Origin of the sequence: Devosia sp. CN2-171 (assembly GCF_049354815.1) — a bacterium.
Lineage (GTDB): Bacteria > Pseudomonadota > Alphaproteobacteria > Rhizobiales > Devosiaceae > Devosia_A.
Genome location: NZ_CP186479.1, coordinates 3,284,779 through 3,301,527 on the forward strand (window position 1 = coordinate 3,284,779; position 16,749 = coordinate 3,301,527).

The 16,749-nt window shown below is 65.6% G+C and carries 14 protein-coding genes and 1 riboswitch; of the genes, 6 read left to right on the forward strand and 8 right to left on the reverse strand.

The features are described from left to right. Positions 1-9: 9 nt before the first annotated feature. The 3 genes from iolE to ACOYW5_RS16320 are packed head-to-tail and all read right to left on the reverse strand — an operon-like array spanning position 10 to position 4,721. Entirely contained in the window at positions 10-927 is a 918-nt protein-coding gene (gene iolE / locus ACOYW5_RS16310; protein WP_423069482.1) for a myo-inosose-2 dehydratase, read from the reverse strand. 33 nt (positions 928-960) lie between these two features. Further along, positions 961-2,805, reverse strand: a complete 1,845-nt coding sequence (gene iolD, locus ACOYW5_RS16315; protein ID WP_423065946.1) for a 3D-(3,5/4)-trihydroxycyclohexane-1,2-dione acylhydrolase (decyclizing) — start codon at positions 2,803-2,805, stop codon at positions 961-963. Between the two features lie 35 nt (positions 2,806-2,840). Next, positions 2,841-4,721 (reverse strand): bifunctional 5-dehydro-2-deoxygluconokinase/5-dehydro-2-deoxyphosphogluconate aldolase, encoded by a 1,881-nt coding sequence (locus ACOYW5_RS16320; RefSeq protein ID WP_423065947.1) that lies wholly within the window; start codon positions 4,719-4,721, stop codon positions 2,841-2,843. 155 nt (positions 4,722-4,876) lie between these two features. Between ACOYW5_RS16320 and iolG the strand changes: the two genes are divergently transcribed. Beyond that, positions 4,877-5,863, forward strand: coding sequence for an inositol 2-dehydrogenase (gene iolG, locus ACOYW5_RS16325; protein WP_423065948.1), 987 nt, complete (start codon positions 4,877-4,879; stop codon positions 5,861-5,863). Positions 5,864-6,087: 224 nt separating this feature from the next. Further along, the gene (locus ACOYW5_RS16330) at positions 6,088-6,912 is read left to right on the forward strand and encodes an SDR family oxidoreductase (protein ID WP_423065949.1); all 825 of its coding nucleotides are present in this window, start codon (positions 6,088-6,090) and stop codon (positions 6,910-6,912) included. 157 nt (positions 6,913-7,069) lie between these two features. Here the strand turns inward: ACOYW5_RS16330 and ACOYW5_RS16335 are convergent, their stop codons facing one another. After that, positions 7,070-7,915, reverse strand: a complete 846-nt coding sequence (locus tag ACOYW5_RS16335) for a MurR/RpiR family transcriptional regulator (RefSeq protein ID WP_423065950.1) — start codon at positions 7,913-7,915, stop codon at positions 7,070-7,072. A gap of 233 nt (positions 7,916-8,148) precedes the next feature. Here ACOYW5_RS16335 and ACOYW5_RS16340 point away from each other — a divergent pair, with 233 nt between their 5' ends. From ACOYW5_RS16340 to ACOYW5_RS16355, 4 genes are all read left to right on the forward strand, one after another. After that, positions 8,149-8,925, forward strand: coding sequence for an ATP-binding cassette domain-containing protein (locus ACOYW5_RS16340; protein WP_423065951.1), 777 nt, complete (start codon positions 8,149-8,151; stop codon positions 8,923-8,925). Positions 8,926-8,933: 8 nt separating this feature from the next. After that, positions 8,934-9,947, forward strand: coding sequence for an ABC transporter permease (locus ACOYW5_RS16345; RefSeq protein WP_423065952.1), 1,014 nt, complete (start codon positions 8,934-8,936; stop codon positions 9,945-9,947). Positions 9,948-10,030: 83 nt separating this feature from the next. Next, the gene (locus ACOYW5_RS16350) at positions 10,031-10,939 is read left to right on the forward strand and encodes a sugar ABC transporter substrate-binding protein (protein WP_423065953.1); all 909 of its coding nucleotides are present in this window, start codon (positions 10,031-10,033) and stop codon (positions 10,937-10,939) included. Positions 10,940-11,059: 120 nt separating this feature from the next. Next, positions 11,060-12,169 (forward strand): Gfo/Idh/MocA family protein, encoded by a 1,110-nt coding sequence (locus ACOYW5_RS16355; RefSeq protein ID WP_423065954.1) that lies wholly within the window; start codon positions 11,060-11,062, stop codon positions 12,167-12,169. Positions 12,170-12,362: 193 nt separating this feature from the next. On the opposite strand, the gene ACOYW5_RS16360 is transcribed toward ACOYW5_RS16355, so the two are convergent. The 4 genes from ACOYW5_RS16360 to ACOYW5_RS16375 form a co-directional block, all read right to left on the reverse strand. Next, positions 12,363-13,340, reverse strand: a complete 978-nt coding sequence (locus ACOYW5_RS16360; protein ID WP_423065955.1) for a DMT family transporter — start codon at positions 13,338-13,340, stop codon at positions 12,363-12,365. A 158-nt stretch (positions 13,341-13,498) separates the two neighbouring features. Then, a riboswitch (FMN riboswitch) is annotated at positions 13,499-13,647 on the reverse strand. Between the two features lie 120 nt (positions 13,648-13,767). Further along, positions 13,768-14,580, reverse strand: coding sequence for an ABC transporter permease subunit (locus tag ACOYW5_RS16365; protein ID WP_423065956.1), 813 nt, complete (start codon positions 14,578-14,580; stop codon positions 13,768-13,770). Continuing rightward, the gene (locus ACOYW5_RS16370; protein WP_423065957.1) at positions 14,580-15,542 is read right to left on the reverse strand and encodes an ABC transporter permease subunit; all 963 of its coding nucleotides are present in this window, start codon (positions 15,540-15,542) and stop codon (positions 14,580-14,582) included. The genes ACOYW5_RS16365 and ACOYW5_RS16370 overlap by 1 nt, the downstream gene beginning before the upstream one ends. Beyond that, a complete protein-coding gene (locus tag ACOYW5_RS16375) occupies positions 15,539-16,681 on the reverse strand; it encodes an ABC transporter ATP-binding protein (protein WP_423065958.1) in 1,143 nt (380 codons plus the stop codon). The genes ACOYW5_RS16370 and ACOYW5_RS16375 overlap by 4 nt, the downstream gene beginning before the upstream one ends. Positions 16,682-16,749: the final 68 nt, after the last annotated feature.

The following is a 16,749-nucleotide window of genomic DNA, read 5'->3' on the forward strand; positions in this document are numbered from 1 at the left end:
TCGCTCTCGTTATCGGGCGGGAAAGCCTCGCGTCTCGACGGTATATCCGGCCGCAGTCATCACCCGCATCAGCTCCTTGTATCCCACCTGTGCCATCTTGAGCGGCGGATTCTTGCGTGGGTCCTGCTCGGCCTCGACCACGAACCAGCCCTCATAGCCATAGTCGGCGAAGCGCTGGACGATGGCGCCGAAATCGAGCGAACCATCGCCGGGTACCGTGAACGCGCCAAGCGCCACGGCATCGAGGAAGCTCTGCCTGGTGCGGTCGAGCCCATCAACCACGGCACGGCGGATGTCCTTCACATGCACGTGGTTGATGCGCGCGTGGTGATTGTCGATGGCCCGCAGCACATCACCGCCGGCGAAGGCCAGGTGGCCGGCATCGAGCAACAGCGGGATACCGGGCCCCGACGCGCGCATGAAGGCATCGAGCTCGGGCTCGGTTTCGACGACTGCCGCCATGTGGTGATGGTAGCTCAGCGGCATGCCCTGTTCCGTGCACCATTCGCCGAACTGGGTGAGCTTCCGGCCATAGGCCTTCATCTCGTCGTCGGAGAGCTTCGGCTTGGTCGCCAAAGGCTTGCTCCGATCCCCCTGGATCGAGCGTCCAACCTCGCCATAGACGATGCAGGGCGCGTCCACTGCCTTGAACAGCTCGATCATGGGCAGGATGCGATCCTGGTTGGCCTTGAGGTCCTCGTTCACCAGCGTGCCCGAGAACCAGCCACCGCAGAGCGTTACGTCCGCCGCGCGCAGGATCGGCAGCATCACCGCGGGATCTTCGGGAAAGCGCCGGCCCTTCTCCATGCCGGTGAAGCCGGCGGAGCGCGACTGCCGCAGGCATTCCTCGAGCGACACGTCATCGCTCAGCTCCGGCAGATCGTCGTTCCACCACGCGATGGGCGACATGCCCAGTTTGGCCTTCAGCAATTCCATGTCCTTCCGAGCCAAGTGCACCGGCTAAAGCCGCTGCGCCTTCAGCGCTTCCTCATATTCCTTCCGCGCGGCGTTCACGCTCGGCCGCACGGAGACTTCCGGCACCGCCACATCCCACCAGTGACCGCCGGCCTCGGTCGAGATCAGCGGGTCGGTGTCGATCACCAGCACGGTGGTGCGCTCGACCTTTTCGGCCTCGCGCAGTGCGCTTTCGAGCTCGGCCACCGAGAAGACCTTCCTTGCCCACGCGCCCATCGACGCGGCATGCGCGGCGAAGTCGATCTCGGGCAGCACTTCGTGCTTCGTATCCTTGAGCAAATTGTTGAAGTTGGCCCCACCGGTCGCCATCTGCAGCCGGTTGATGCAGCCGAAGCCGCGATTGTCGAGGACAACGATGGTGAGCTTGGCACCGAGCTGCACCGAGCTCGCGATCTCGGAATTCATCATCATGTAGCTGCCGTCGCCGAGCATGACGATCACGTCGTCATCGGGCTTGGCCAGCTTCACCCCCAGACCACCGGCGATCTCGTAGCCCATGGTCGAGTAGCCGTATTCCATGTGGTAGCTGCCCGGCGCGCCGGCCGGCCAGAGCTTGTGCAGCTCGCCCGGCAGCCCGCCCGAAGCGCAGACCAGCGTGGCGCCCGAACCGCGGGCCCGATGCACGGCGCCGATCACCTGAGCATCGGAGGGGAGCGCGTTGGTCGGGTCGGTCACGGCCTTCGCCGCCGCCAGCCAATCGGTCTTTGCCGCCTTCGCCGTCGCCTGCCAGGCATCGCTCGCGTGCCAGGGCCCCAGCTTGCCGTCGAGCAGGTCGAGCCCGACCTTGGCGTCGGCGATCAGTGGCATGGCGCGATGCTTATAGGCGTCGAAAGCCTGCGTGTTCAGCCCGACGATCCGCACATTGTCGGCCTTGAACAGGGCCCACGAGCCGGTGGTGAAGTCCTGCAGGCGCGAGCCTACCGCCAGCACGAGGTCGGCCTGCTCGGCGAGGAGGTTCGAGGCCGATGAGCCGGTCACCCCCACCGAACCCATGTTCAGCGGATGGTCGTGCGGCAGGCTGGACTTGCCGGCATTGGTTTCCATCACCGGCACGCCGTGGCGCTCGGCAAAGGCCCGCAGCCCCTCGGCCGCCCCGGAATAGAGCACGCCACCGCCCGCGATGATTGCCGGCTTCTGCGCCGCGCGGATCGCCGCCACTGCGGCCTCCAGCTCGTTCGTATCCGGCATCGGCCGGCGCGACACCCACACCCGCTCGGCAAAAAACGCCTCCGGATAGTCGTAGGCCTCGGCCTGCACATCCTGGCAGAGGCTCAGTGTCACCGGACCGCACTCGGCCGGGTCGGTCAGCACCTGCATGGCGCGGTTGAGCGCCGGGATGATCTGCTCGGGCCGGGTAATGCGGTCGAAGTAGCGGCTGACCGGGCGGAACACGTCATTGGCACTCACCGTGCCGTCCTGGAACGACTCCACCTGCTGCAGCACCGGGTCGGGCGCGCGGTTGGCGAACACGTCGCCGGGTAGCAGCAGCAGCGGCAACCGGTTCACATGCGCCAGCGCCGCGGCGGTCACCATGTTGGTGGCGCCCGGCCCGATCGAGGACGTTGCAGCCATGAAGCGGCGCCGGAAACTGGCCTTGGCGAAGGCGATCGCCGCATGCGCCATGCCCTGCTCGTTATGGGCGCGGTAGGTCGGCAGCTCGTCCCGCACCTGGTACAGCGCCTCGCCCAGACCCGCGACATTGCCGTGCCCGAAAATTGCGAACACGCCACCGAAGATCGGCACGGTCTTGCCGTCGATCACCGTCATCTGCCGGGTCATGAACTTGGCCAGGGCCTGCGCCATAGTGAGGCGGATCGTGTTGTTGGTCATAGTGCTCCTCCTCGAACGCAGGCGTTCGCCGCCCCTCAGTCGCCCCAGATCCCTACCAGGGCAGCAAAGCGCGCGGCCATATCCGCCACCGCTTCCTCGTCGCTCATCCGGCCAGCAAACCACGCCTTGGCGGCCTCGCCAAATATAGTACGCCCCACCGCAAAGCCGCGCACGGTGCGGGCGCTTTTGGCCACGGCAAAGCCACGGGCCAGTTCGTCCTGTGGGGCATCGAGCCCCAGCAGCACGACGCCTCGGCAGAACGGGTCGCTCGTCTCTATCACCATGTCGATCGCCGCCCACGCTGCCGCGCTCGGCTGCGACTCGAGCTTCCACCAGTCGGGCTTCAGCCCGGCGGCGTAAAGCTGCTCCAGCGCCCGCGCCGTGGTCGTTTCGTCTACCCGTCCGACCTTGGACGGGATGATCTCGATCAGGATGTCGCGGCCCACCTTGCGACAGGCATCATAGGCCGTGCGCAGCGTCTCGAGCTGCCGGGCGTTGATGCCCTGCGCGTCATCGGGGTGCCAGAAGCACAGCACTTTGAGGCAGTGGTCTACCGGCCATTCGACCAGCCGGCTGCCGATATCCTGCGAGAATTCGAATTCCAGCGGTATCGAGCCGGGCAGCTCCACCGGACGCGCGACCCAGAAGGTCTTGGGCACCTCGAACAGCGCGTCGCGGCCCCATTTGTCGTCGAGCAGCATGCCGAAGCCGGGCCGGCCGTTGGCAACCTGCACCGCTGCCTTCACCGCCAGCACCTTGAAGGCCGGGATGCGATCAGTCTCTGCGCCGGCAATGTCCTCGATCTGCTTCCGATGATCGATGGCAAAGGCCGTGAGGCGCGGCCAGTGCTGCCGACGCGTCGTCGCCCAATGGAGGTGATTGAGCTCTTCGTCCTTGCGCAGGGCCTTGAATTTGCTGCCGTGCTGAAGGAAATGCTCGAGCTCGGCCCAGCTCGGATATTCCGGTGCACAGAGCAGGCGCGATACCGCGAAGGCGCCGCAGGCATTGGCCCAGGTGGCGCTGGTGGCGTGGTCCTCGCCGCGCAGCCAGCCGCGCAGGAACCCCGACATGAAGGCGTCGCCGGCACCCAGCACGTTGTAGATTTCGATCGGGAAGCCCTGGCCGACGATGCCATGCTCGAGGTCGTCACCGATCTCGCCGTCATAGACGATGCAGCCCTTGGCGCCGCGCTTCAGCACCACCGTCGCATCCGAGACGGCGCGGATGGCCTTGAGAGCCGCGAGCAGGTCGCTCTCGCCCGCTGCGATCAGCACCTCTTCCTCGGTGCCGACGATCAGGTCGCAATCCCTGAGGATCGGCTTGATCTTGCCGGTGACGAAGTCCGATTTCACGTAGCGTTCGAAGCCGGCGGCGTGGCCGGCGAGGCCCCAGAGATTGGGCCGGTAGTCGATGTCGAACACCACCTTGCGCCCGGCCTCGCGGGCGGTGCGGATGGCCTTCAGCTGCGCCGCTTCGGCGTTCGGGGTGGAGAAATGCGTGCCGGTGACAACGATCGCCGCGGCCGAGGCGACGAAGTCCGCATCGATGTCGGCTTCGCTGAGCGCCATGTCGGCGCAGTCGGTGCGCACGAAGATCATGGGCGAGACGCCCTCGGCCTCAACAGCCAAAAGTACTAGCGCTGTCAGACGGTTATTGTCGGTGGCGATGCCGGCGGTGTCGACGCCCTCACGCCGCAGCTGCTCCTTGATGAAGCCGCCCATCTGTTCGGCGCCGACGCGCGTGATCAGCGCCGATTTCAGCCCGAGACGGGCCGTACCCACGGCGATATTGGTGGGGCAGCCGCCCACGGCCTTGGTGAAGCTGCCGATGTCTTCCAGCCGGCTGCCGATCTGCTGGCCGTAGAGATCGACCGATGAGCGCCCGATGGTAATGACATCGAGCCTTGGCTCCGGCATGATCTTCCCCGTTCTTGTCGTCTGGACAGCGTCTTGGCGTCGTTGTATCGCTGGCGCCGATGAAACGTCAATTCTGAAATTGTGAAGTTCGGAATAAACGTTCCAATTATGGATCGGGCGAATCGCGTGTGGATTCGCCGGTGGGAGAGCGGAACTTGGTCAAATTCGGAATTCTGGGCGCCGGGCGGATCGGCAAGGTGCATGCGAACACGATCGCGAACTCGCCGCGAGCCAGCATTGCCTATGTGGCCGATGCGATTCACGACGCGGCAGTATCGCTCGCCGCGAGCGTGGGGGCACAAGTTGCCGGTGTCGACGAGATCATCGCGTCGGATGTCGATGCGATCCTGATCGCGACGCCAACGGACACGCATGCCGACCTGATCGAGGCGGCGGCGCGTTCGGGCAAGGCGATCCTCTGCGAAAAGCCGGTGTCGCTGTCGGTCGAGCGCATCGAGGCGCTGCTGCCGGTGGTGGAGAAGGCGGGCGTGCCGCTGATGATCGGCTTCAACCGCCGGTTCGACCCGAACTTCGCGGGCCTGCAGAAGCGGCTGCGTGAGGGCGATGTCGGCGAGGTCGAAATCGTCACCATCATCTCGCGCGATCCGGCGCCGCCGCCGGTCAGCTATATCGCACGCTCGGGCGGGCTCTATCGCGACATGATGATCCACGATTTCGACATGGCGCGCTTTCTCGTGGGCGAGGAGTTCGTTTCAGTGTCGGCCATCGGCGGAGCGCTGGTGGACAAGGCGATCGGGACGGCCGGCGATGTCGATACCGCCGCCGTGCAGATGCAGACCGCTTCGGGCAAGATCGCGGTGATCACCAATTCGCGCCGCGCCACCTATGGCTACGACCAGCGGGTCGAGGTGCATGGGAGCAAGGGCATGCTGCGCGCCGGCAATGTGCACATGACGACGCTCGAGCGCGCCGATGGGGCCGGCTTCACCCAGGACGTGATCCAGAATTTCTTCATCGATCGCTATGTGGCGGCTTATGCGGCCGAGGTGAATACGTTCATCGACGCCATGGCCAATGGCACGGTGCCGACGCCGTCGGGGCACGACGGGCTCATGGCGCAGAAGCTGGCGGAAGCGGCGACGAAGAGTTCGCAGACCGGGCAGGTGGTGCGGGTGGGGTGATTAGGCCAGCCACACCCATCGCCGTCATTCCCGCGAAAGCGGGGACCTGGTGCGGACGATCAGCGCCCGCATTTGTTGAAGCATCCCACTGGGTCTCCGCTTTCGCGGGGATGACGCCGGCGGAGGTGGCCCGGTTACGTCGAACGAACAAGCCTCGTCTGCTTGCACCGTACCATCAAAATCCCTAGTCTCCGGCGCACCATACTAGCCCTGAGTCCCCATAAATGACCGAGACGTCCTCCGCCCAGTTTGCCGGCAAGATTGCCGTTGTCACCGGAGGGGCGCAGGGCCTCGGCGAGGCGACGGCGCGGCTGCTGGCGGCGCGGGGCGCCGCGGGTATCGTGCTCACCGACCGGCAGGCCGACAAGGGCGAGGCGGTGGCAAGGTCGCTCACCGATGCGGGCACCAAAGCCATCTTCGTTGCGGCGGATCTCGCCGACCCCGACGCGGTGGCGACGGTTATCCCGGCTGCCGACAAGGCGTTCGGTCGGGTCGATGTGCTGGCCAATATTGCCGGCCTCACCGATCGCGGCACCATCGTCGATACCGACCATGACCTGTTCGACAAGATGTTCGCCATCAACGTGCGGGCGCCGTTCTTCCTGATGCAGGATGCGATCAAGCTGATGCAGCGCGAGCGCACCGAGGGGACGATCGTCAATATCCTCTCGGTCAATTCCTATGTGGGCTCGCCCAACCTCGCCGCGTACAGTGCGAGCAAGGGCGCGCTGATGACGCTGACCAAGAACACCGCCAACGCGGTGAACATGCTCCGCATCCGCGTCAACGGCATCATCCTCGGCTGGGCCGATACGCCGGGCGAGCACATGACACTGAAGACCTTCCACGATGCCGCGCCGGACTGGCTGGAGAAGGCCGAGGCGAGCCGCCCGTTCGGCCGCCTGATCAAGCCTGAGGACGTAGCCCGGCTGGTTGCGTTCCTCGGCGGCCCGGAATCGGCGCCGATGACCGGCTCGTGCGTCGATTTCGAGCAGACGGTGGTGGGCGCCGGCGGCGGCGGGCTGGGGTACCCGGTGAAGAAGGGGTAGGCTGGGCACTTGCGGCCCACCCCTCATCCGCCCTTCGGGCACCTTCTCCCACAGGGGAGAAGGCCTGACTGAGATCTCAGCGGGGTGGCCTTCTCCCTTGATGAGAGAAGGTGGGCGAAGCCCGGATGAGGGTGGGCCGCAAGCACCGAACCTGTACCTACCTCTCCCCCCGCCGACCCGCGACTGCGACGGTCAGCGTCATGGCCAGTGCCATGGTGGCCGCCATTGAGCGGAAGCCCTCGAAGTCGGCTTCCACCACTTCGAGCCAGGCATCGGCAACCGGGGCGATCGGCGAGAAGACCGAGTCGGTGATCGAGACCACGCGAGCCTGCCGGCCCTTGGCCGAGCGCACCAGCTCCACCGTTTCGCTGGCATAGGGGGTGAAGCTGATGGCGAGCACTGCGTCGGATGGGCCGATGAAGCCGATCTGCTCGGCGCCGAGCCCGGCAATGCCGTCGACCAGTACGTTGCGAACGCCGAGCTTGCCCATGGCATAGGCCATGTAGCTGGTGATCGGGAAGGAGCGGCGGAGGCCGACGAGATAGATCGTTTCGGCCCCGGCGAGGATGTCGACGGCTGATTCGAGGGTTGCCGGGTCGAGCTTTACTCTGAGGTCGGCGACGGAGCGCTCGGCGGCGTCGGCGAAGCCTTCGAGCAGCAGCCCGGATTTGCTGGCGCCGCCATGCTGCCTCAGTTGCTTCAGTCGCTCTTCGTAGCTCGGCACGCGATCGCGCAGGCGGGCGCGGAACACGTCCTGCAGGTCAGAAAAACCCTGGTAGCCGAGGGCCTGGCTGAAGCGGACCAGCGTCGAGGGCTGGACGCCCGAATGCTGCGCCACGCTCGCGGCGGTACCGAATGCGATTTCGTCCGGATGGTTGAGCGCGTAGGTGGCGACCTGGGTCAGCCGGCGAGGCAGGCTAGGGGCCCGGGCCGCGATCAGCGCACGCAGCGCCGCAAAGTCGCGCGGCGCACCGGCTTCGAGCTTGATATCTGCCTCGTCCATTGGACCGTGCCGGAACTCCGCTGCCTCGACTGCACTATGTCCGACAGAAGCTCACGCCAAGTCCATGAACTTCTGCCAGTCGTGCCGGTGTTTTCCACGTTCCGGAAAGGGAACGTCTTCGCTTGACGGCTCAACGTAGAATGGAATAAACATTCCATCAATGGGGAATACGGCACCATACGTTCCATTCAAAGAGAACGGTGCCGCGAAAGGTCGGGGAGGACCGGACTCACATGGCGGCACCGCTGCTCGAGGCCCGAGGCATATCAAAATTCTTCGGCGCGATCACCGCGCTGCGCGACGTCAACTTTCATGTCGGGCAGGGCGAGGTGCTGGGCGTGGTGGGTGACAACGGCGCCGGCAAGTCGACGCTGATGAAGATCCTCTCGGGCCTGTTCCGGCCGAGCGAGGGGGAGCTCATCTTCAACGGCGCCCCGGTCAGCTTCCAGAGTCCCAAGGACGCGCAGAAGCTCGGCATCGAGATGGTCTACCAGGACTTTGCGCTCGCCGGGAATATGCCGATCTACGAGAACATCTATCTCGGCCGCGAGCCGGGGACCAAGTTTGGGCCGCTGACCATCGTCGACCACAAGCGGGCCCGGCAGATGGCGACCGACCATCTCGACCGGTTGCATATCCACGTGAAATCGGTCGACCAGAACACCGAGGACCTCTCGGGCGGGCAGCGGCAGGCCGTGGCCATCGCGCGCGCCACCGCCTTCGACGGCAAGCTCGTGATCATGGACGAGCCGACGGCAGCACTCGCCATCAAGGAGGTCGGCAAGGTGCTCGACCTCGTGCGCTCGCTCAAGGATCATGGCGTCGCGGTGATCATTATTTCGCACCGTATGGACGATATCTTCTACTGCTGCGACCGGGTGATGGCGCTCTACCAGGGCACCAATTTCGCCGAGTCCGAGCTGCCCAAGACCTCGCGCAACGAGGTTATCGGCTGGATCATGGGGACCAAGGGGCACACCAGTGGCCTCGCCCATGACAACATGCATTGAGGGGCACGATGTCTGATACCCCCGCCACCAAATCCGGGTTCTCGCTCCGCGGCCCGGGCATGTCGAAATTCCTCGAGGTCTACGGCATCATCCTCGTCGTCGTGGTGATGATGGCGGTGCTGGCGGCGATCAAGCCGGACGTGTTCCTTTCGGCGCAGAACCTCACCAATATCCTGAAGCAGAACGCCTCGCTGGCGCTGCTGGCGCTCGGCATGTACGTGGTGATCGTCACCGCCGGCATCGATCTGAGCGTCGGCTCGATCATGGGCCTGTCCATGGTCAGCCTCGCGGTCGCCTCGAAGGCCGGGGTGCCCTGGCCGGTCGTCCTGCTGATCGGGCCGGCGATCGGGCTTGCGGTGGGCTGGGTCAACGGCGTCGGGCTGACTGTGCTGCGACTGCCGCACCCGTTCATCATGACGCTGGGCACGTTGAACGTGGCCCGCGGGCTCACCTACCTGATCTCCAACGGCGCACCGATCTCCGGGCTGCAGCCGGAAGTGCGCTATATCGGGCAGGCCTATTTCAGCTTCGGGCTGCCGGCGCCGGCCGGCATTCCGGCCAGCATGCTCCTCGTCGCCGTGTGCGCCGTCGGGCTGTGGTTCTTCCTCGAGAAGACCAATATGGGGCGGCACATCTTCGCCATCGGCGGTAATCCGCATGCGGCGCGGGTCTCGGGCATCAATGTCGATCGGACGCTGGTGGTGGTCTACATGATCTCGGGCTTCATGGCCGGGCTCTCGGGCCTCTTGCTCGCCGGGCGCACCGACAGTGGCTTTCCGAACGCCGGCATCGGCATCGAGCTCGATGCGATCGCGGCGGTGATCATCGGCGGCGCTTCGTTCTTCGGCGGCCGCGGCACGGTGCTCGGGGTGCTGGCAGGGGTGCTGATCATGGGCATCCTGCGCAACGGGCTCAACATCAACAATGTCTCGGCGTTCTGGCAGCAGATCCTGATCGGTCTTGTCATCATCGTCGCCGTGTACATCGACGTGCTGCGGCGGAGGGCGGCGGTGCGTCGCTAGGAGCAAATTGGCCCAGGCCGTGTCTCCCGGCCGGGGCTTCGAGGGAACGGGGACACAAGATGGTTCAGGGAGGACCAAAACCCATGAAGAAACTGCTTCTTACGGGCGTTGCGCTCAGCGCGCTGCTCGCCATGGCCGGATCGGCCAACGCTGCCTACGTGCTGGGCATGAAGGGCCCGGGCGCCGGCAATCCGTTCTGGGCGGCGGTCGAGGCCGGCGCCAAGGCCAAGGGCGCCGAGCTCGGCGTCGAAGTGATCGTCGTCGCACCGCCCGCGGAGTCGGACGTGCAGGCCCAGATCACCCAGATCGAAGACCTGATCGCACAGAAGGTCGACGGCATCGCGCTGGCGCCGACCGACCCCAACGCGCTCGCTCCGGTGGTGGACGCGGCCAAGGCCGCCGGCATCCCGGTGGTGTTCGTCGATACCCGCGGCATCAATGATGGTGTCACCTTCATCGGCACCAACAACGAAGTGGGCGCCGCACTCGCCGCCGACTTCATGTGCAAGAATCTGCCCGCCGGTTCGGAAGTGGCAATCCTGCAGGGCCTGATCTCCCAGTCGACCGGGCAGGCGCGTGCCGATGGTTCCAAGAAGGGTCTCGAAGGCTGCGGCCTCAAGGTGGTGGCCGAGCAGACCGCCGAGTGGGACCGGGCCAAGGGCCTGTCGGTGACCGAGAACATCCTCGCCGGCAACCCCAACATCAAGGGCATCTTCGGCTCCAACGACAACATGGCGCTCGGCGCCGTGGAAGCGCTGAAGGCGGCGGCCAAGCTCGCCGACGTGATGGTGGTCGGGTTCGACGCCAACCCCGACGCGGCGGCCTCGATCCTTGCGGGCGAGATGACGGCTTCGGTGGCGCAGGCGCCGGCCAACATGGGCGGCTTCGGCATCCAGGCGCTGGTCGATCTCAAGGCCGGCAAGACGCTCGAGCCGTGGATCGACACCGGCACGGTGCTGGTGACCAAGGAAAACGCCGAGCAGTATAAGTAAGACCTAGAAGGTAGGACGCTAGAAGGTAGGAGGTAGTCGGTAGTGGGCGGCCGGTGCGGCAGTCGCTACTCGCTACTTCCTACCTTCTGCTTTTCTACCTCCTCGCGACGGAGCGAACGAATGACCATCGGCGTCGGCCTGATCGGCACGGGATACATGGGCAAGTGCCACGCGCTGGCGTGGAATGCGGTGAAGCCGGTGTTTGGTGATGGGCCGGAGCCGGCGCTTGTGCACCTCGCCGAAGTGTCGCCGGAGCTGGCGCACCGGCGGGCCGATGAGTTCGGGTTCGAGAAATGGACCTCGGACTGGCGCGAGCTGATCGCCGATCCGGCGGTGGAAGTGGTGTCGGTGACGACGCCCAATGCCTTCCATGCCGAGATGGCAATCGCGGCGCTCGAAGCCGGCAAGCATGTCTGGTGCGAGAAGCCGATGGCGGTGGGGTTTTCCGAGGCCGAGCGGATGGCGGCGGCGGCCCGGGCTTCGGGCAAGGTGACGGCGCTCGGCTACAATTACATCCAGAACCCGGTGATCCGGCACATCAAGCGGCTCATTGACGAGGGGGCAATCGGCACGGTGAACCACGTCCGCTTCGAGATGGACGAGGACTTCATGGCCGACCCCGAGGCGTTGTTCTACTGGAAGAGCGAGGCCTCATCCGGCTATGGCGCGCTCGACGATTTCGGCGTCCACCCGCTGAGCCTGGTGCAGTTCCTGTTCGGCGGCGTGCGCCGGGTGATGGCGCAGCTCAGTATGCCCTATGCCGATCGGCCGAGCCGCGATGGAGGGCGGCGTGCGGTCGAGACCTGGGACATCGCCTCGGTGCTGCTGGAGCTCTCGAATGGGGAGACCGGGGTGATGGCGCTCGATCGCTCAGCCTGGGGGCGCAAGGGGCGGATCGCGGTGCAGGTGTTCGGCTCGAAGGGCACGATCGCCTACGACCAGGAGCGGATGAACGAGTTCCAGCTCTATACAGCCAGCGACCACGCGGCCGAGCAGGGCTTCCGCACCATCCTCACCGCGCCGGTGCATGCGCCCTACGAGCGATTCATCCCGGCGCCGGGGCATGGGCTGGGGTTCAACGAGCTCAAGATCATCGAGTGCCACGAATTGCTGCGCGCGATCCGGGGCGAGGCGGCGCAGATCGTCGGGTTCGACAGGGGCCTCGAGATCGAGCGCGCCGTGCATGCGATGGCACAAAGCCATCGCGAGGGGCGGTGGGTCAGCGTCTGACTGAAGTAGACGGCCCCCTCCCGGCCTCCCCCATAAAGGGGGGGTGAAGAGAAGAGGCTGTGGCTCGATCGTGCTAAGTACGCCGAAAGAGCACCTCCCCCTTTATGGGGGAGGATGGGAGGTGGCCGTCTCTGTCCATTAATCCCGAGGTCGCTGTCACCTCGACCCCGGGCGCCTGAGCCGTGCAGCGGGATCAGGCGGTTGCCAGGGTGCCGGTGCGGCCGCGGCTTTCGACCCAGTAGATGAACACCGAGGCGAGGACGATCAGCGCCGCGCCGGGCCAGAACCAGACCGACGGAATCTGGCCGAGGATGATCCAGCCGAGCAGCCCGCTCAGCGGCACCTTGCTGTCGCCGAAGGGCTGGAGGTAAGTCGCGTCGGCCACCTTGTAGGCATAGGCGAGCAGGTACTGCGCGACAGCGGTCAGGACGCCGAGCAGGACCAGCAGCCACAGCGCCGTGCCGCCGGGGATGGCGAAGACGTTGTCCGTGAGGCCGGACGGCAAGAGGCCTGGGGCGGCAAAGCCGAGGGCCCAGACGGCGAGAAGGATCATCAAGTGGTTCGGCGTCACGAGAACGAGCAGCGAGATGGTCAGCGTCTCGGGGCTTTCGCCCTTCAGCGCGAGATACTTGGTCAAGACGTCCGTCGTCGCCCACAGGGCCGCTGCGGCGATGGGGACGAGCGTCTGCCAGCCGAGGCTTTCGGTGCCGACGCCGGAGATGATGATGGCGCCGACGAAGCCGACGATCGCCGCGGCGATACGGGCCGGCGAGGCGCGTTCGCCGAGGAAGATGGTCGAACCGAGGATGATGAAGAGCGGGCCGGTGGCGAGCAGGGTCACCATCTGCCAGATCGGCACGCCCGTGGCAAAACCGTAGACGAAGACGTGGACGCCAAGCGCCGAGACGAAGGCGCGGATTTCGTGGGCCAGCGGGTGGCCGGTGCGGAGCTTGTCGACGCCGATGCGGAGGATCAGCGGCAGGCTGAGGATGGCGGCAATCACATATTGCCAGAAGGCCATGCCGGTCGAGCTCATGCCGTAGCCGCCATATTCGACGGGCGTCGGCAGCGCGGATTGCAGCAGGTTGGTACCGGCGAAGGCGACAGCGGCCACCAGCATGAAGGCGGCGCCGGTGGCGGCAGTGTTGGTAGACGAGGAAATCTGGCTCATGGGTCGATCCTTTCCGTAACCAGTTCCCTCAGGGAGTTACGGGGATCGGCGCGGACCCGGATGCGCGGCTCGCCCCCTCCACCAGCTTCGCTGGTCCCCCTCCCCCGCTGCGCAGGGGAGGATGAGGACAGTCCGCGCGGCCAGAGGCCAGCGCATGAACCCGTTCTCTTTCATCCGGACTATACCGTCGGCCCCGGAATTACACCGGATCTGCTGACCCCTCCACGCAAGTGAAAGGCGCTCGCGGGCTTCGGGATTTGTCCCGTTTACCGCCGGTGGGGAATCGCACCCCGCCCTGAGAACAATGTCATCGCAAGATGACGATGGAGATTTAGGCCAGTGCGCCTGACCTGGCAAGGGCGGTTGTGAGAACGCAGTGTCGTCGATTGGGCGAACAGTGGATCGGATTTGCGTGGGGTAAGTCGGGCTAAGCCCGCCGCTCCCGCCCGCTCGAGCGGAAGCCGATGAGCGTCGCGATCACCACGGCCAGCGCCACGACGCCGATGATGATTGTCGCGAGGGCATTGACCTCGGGCGAGACGCCGAGGCGGACCTTACTGAAGATGATCATCGGCAGGGTCGACGAGCCCGGGCCGGAGACGAAACTCGCGATCACGAGGTCATCGAGCGACAGGGTGAAGGCCAGCAGCCAGCCCGACACGAGGGCGGGGGCGATCACCGGCAGGGTGATATCGAAGAAGACGCGCACCGGCGTCGCACCCAGGTCCATCGCCGCTTCTTCGATCGAGTGGTCCATGTCGACGAGGCGCGACTGGACCACCACCGTCACATAGGCGGTGCAGAAGGTGGCATGGGCGATGATGATGGTGAGGATGCCGCGGCCCGAGGGCCAGCCGATCAGCGACTGCATGGCGATGAACAGCAGCAGCAGCGCGAGGCCGGTGATGACGTCGGGCATGACCAGCGGGGCCGAGACGGTTGCCTGCAGCACGGTCTTGCCGCGGAAACGGCGGAAGCGCACCAGCGCCACGGCGCAGAGCGTGCCGAGGACCAGCGCGATCGAAGCAGCGACAGCGGCGATCTGGAGGCTCAGCCAGGCGGCGGGGAGGAGCTGCGGATCGTTCCACAGGTTGGTGTAGGACTGCAGCGAGAAGCCCGACCACACCGTCACCAGCCGGTTGGCGTTGAACGAGAAGATCACCAGCGAGACGATCGGCGCGTAGAGGAAGGCGAAGCCCAGCACCGAGGCGATCGGCAGGAACCAGCGGTTCTTTCCCATCAGCGGCGGCCCTCCACCACGGCGTTCTGCGCCCGCTGCATCAGCATGATCGGGATGACGACGATGACCAGCATCGTGATGGCGAGCGCGGCGGCGCGCGGCCAGTTGGTCTTGGCGAAGAACTCGTCCCAGAGGATGCGGCCAATCATCTGCGTGCCGGGGCCACCGAGGAGCGAGGGGATGACGAACTCGCCGATAGCCGGGATGAACACCAGCATGGCGCCCGCGACGACGCCGGGCATGGAGAGCGGCAGCGTGATTGAGAAGAAAGTGCGGATCGGGCGGGCGCCGAGATCGGCGGAGGCCTCGAGCAGCGCCGGATCGAGCTTCACGAGGTTAGTGTAGAGCGGCAGGATGAAGAAGGGCAGATAGGAATAGGTGATGCCGACATAGACTGCGAAATCGGTCTGCATCATCGTCAGCGGCGCGATGCCGAAGATGGCGAGCGTGTTGTTGATGACGCCCTCGCCGCGCAGGAACCCGCTCAGCGCATAGACGCGCAGCAGGAACGAGGTCCAGAACGGCAGGATCACCAGCATCAACAGCACGTTGCGCCACTTCTCCGGCGCCCGCGCGATGGCATAGGCCATGGGGTAACCGATGAGGATGGCGAAGATGGTCGAGATGGCGGCGATGCGGATCGAAGAGAGGAAGGCGTTGAGATAGATGCCCGAGGGGTCGGTGAAGACGCGGATGTAATTGCTCAGATGCAGCGTCAGCTGCACCGTGCCGCCTTCGGTCGTCAGCAGATCCGAGTAGGGCGGCTGGCCGAACTGCTTGGTCGCCAGCGAGATGCCGAATACCACGGCGAGCGGCACGAGGAAGAACAGCGTCAGCCAGGCCGCCGGGGCTGCGATGACCAGCGCGCGCCCGGAAATGCCGACGGCCGCGGGCAGGCGCCTGAGCCAGGTCAGGAACCGGGAGGGCGGACGGGCGGGTGCGTGTTCGGTGGTGTCGGTCAATTGGTCAGCACCGAGCCCGAGGTATCGCCCCACTGGCACCAGACCGGCTCGTCCCATTTGATGGCGTCGGGATCGCCGCGGCGGACATTGGTCTTGGTGACGCGGATGCGCCGGCCGTTGTCGAGGATGACCTGGTAGACGCTCATGTCGCCGAGATAGCCGATGTCCTCTACCATGCCGTGGACGACGTTGGCCTCGCCCTCGGGGCGCTCGCGCGTCAGGTTGATCTTTTCGGGCCGGATTGCGTACCAGAGCACCTGGTCGGGGGCGCAATCGACGCCGTGGCCGACATAGATGTCGCTGCCGAGTTCCGCCGAGCGGATGCGGACATGGTCGGGCTCGTCCTCGGTGACGACGCCCTCGAACATGTTGGCCGAGCCGATGAAGTTGGCGACGAAGCGCGAGTTGGGGAACTCGTAAATCTCGGTCGGTTCGCCCACCATGGCGATTTCGCCCTGGTTCATCACGCCGATGCGGGTGGCGAGGCTCATCGCCTCTTCCTGGTCGTGGGTGACGACGACGAAGGTGACGCCGAGCGTCTCCTGGATCTTCACCAGCTCGAACTGGGTCTCCTCGCGCAGCTTTTTGTCGAGGGCGCCGAGCGGTTCGTCGAGCAGCAGCAGTTTCGGGCGCTTGGCGAGGGCGCGGGCGAGGGCGACGCGCTGGCGCTGGCCGCCGGACAGCTGGTGCGGCCGGCGCGCGGCATAATCGTCAAGCTTGACCAGCTTCAACAGTTCGGCGACGCGGGCGGCGATCTCGTCCTTGGGCAGGTGGTCGCGCTTCAGGCCATAGGCTATGTTGTCCCAGACATTCATGTGCGGGAACAGCGCATAGGACTGGAACATCATGTTCACGGGCCGGTTGTAGGGCGGCACCTGCGACATATCCTGGCCATCGATCTCGATGGTGCCGGAGGTGGGCAGCTCGAACCCCGCCAGCATGCGCAGCAACGTCGATTTGCCCGAGCCCGACCCGCCGAGCAGGCAGAACAGCTCGCCCTTGTAGATATCGAGCGACAGGTCGTTCACCGCCGCGACGTCACCGAATTTCTTGGTGACGTTGCGGATGCGCACGAACGGCTTTTTGCCAGGATCGCGCCAGGGGCGGGTGTCTGCTGCGAGCTGTGGTTTCTTCGCCATCGGGCTTCTGATGTCCAGTAAGAGGCAGAAGACGGGGCCGAAGCCCCGTCTATCGTGTTCGAGTCGAT

Coding starts and splice junctions, on each gene's coding strand:
- iolD (WP_423065946.1), bottom strand. CDS start 2,805: ATGACCAACAACACGATCCGCCTCACTATGGCGCAGGCCCTGGCCAAG.
- ACOYW5_RS16320 (WP_423065947.1), bottom strand. CDS start 4,721: ATGCCGGAGCCAAGGCTCGATGTCATTACCATCGGGCGCTCATCGGTC.
- ACOYW5_RS16330 (WP_423065949.1), top strand. CDS start 6,088: ATGACCGAGACGTCCTCCGCCCAGTTTGCCGGCAAGATTGCCGTTGTC.
- ACOYW5_RS16335 (WP_423065950.1), bottom strand. CDS start 7,915: ATGGACGAGGCAGATATCAAGCTCGAAGCCGGTGCGCCGCGCGACTTT.
- ACOYW5_RS16340 (WP_423065951.1), top strand. CDS start 8,149: ATGGCGGCACCGCTGCTCGAGGCCCGAGGCATATCAAAATTCTTCGGC.
- ACOYW5_RS16345 (WP_423065952.1), top strand. CDS start 8,934: ATGTCTGATACCCCCGCCACCAAATCCGGGTTCTCGCTCCGCGGCCCG.
- ACOYW5_RS16350 (WP_423065953.1), top strand. CDS start 10,031: ATGAAGAAACTGCTTCTTACGGGCGTTGCGCTCAGCGCGCTGCTCGCC.
- ACOYW5_RS16355 (WP_423065954.1), top strand. CDS start 11,060: ATGACCATCGGCGTCGGCCTGATCGGCACGGGATACATGGGCAAGTGC.
- ACOYW5_RS16360 (WP_423065955.1), bottom strand. CDS start 13,340: ATGAGCCAGATTTCCTCGTCTACCAACACTGCCGCCACCGGCGCCGCC.
- ACOYW5_RS16365 (WP_423065956.1), bottom strand. CDS start 14,580: ATGGGAAAGAACCGCTGGTTCCTGCCGATCGCCTCGGTGCTGGGCTTC.
- ACOYW5_RS16375 (WP_423065958.1), bottom strand. CDS start 16,681: ATGGCGAAGAAACCACAGCTCGCAGCAGACACCCGCCCCTGGCGCGAT.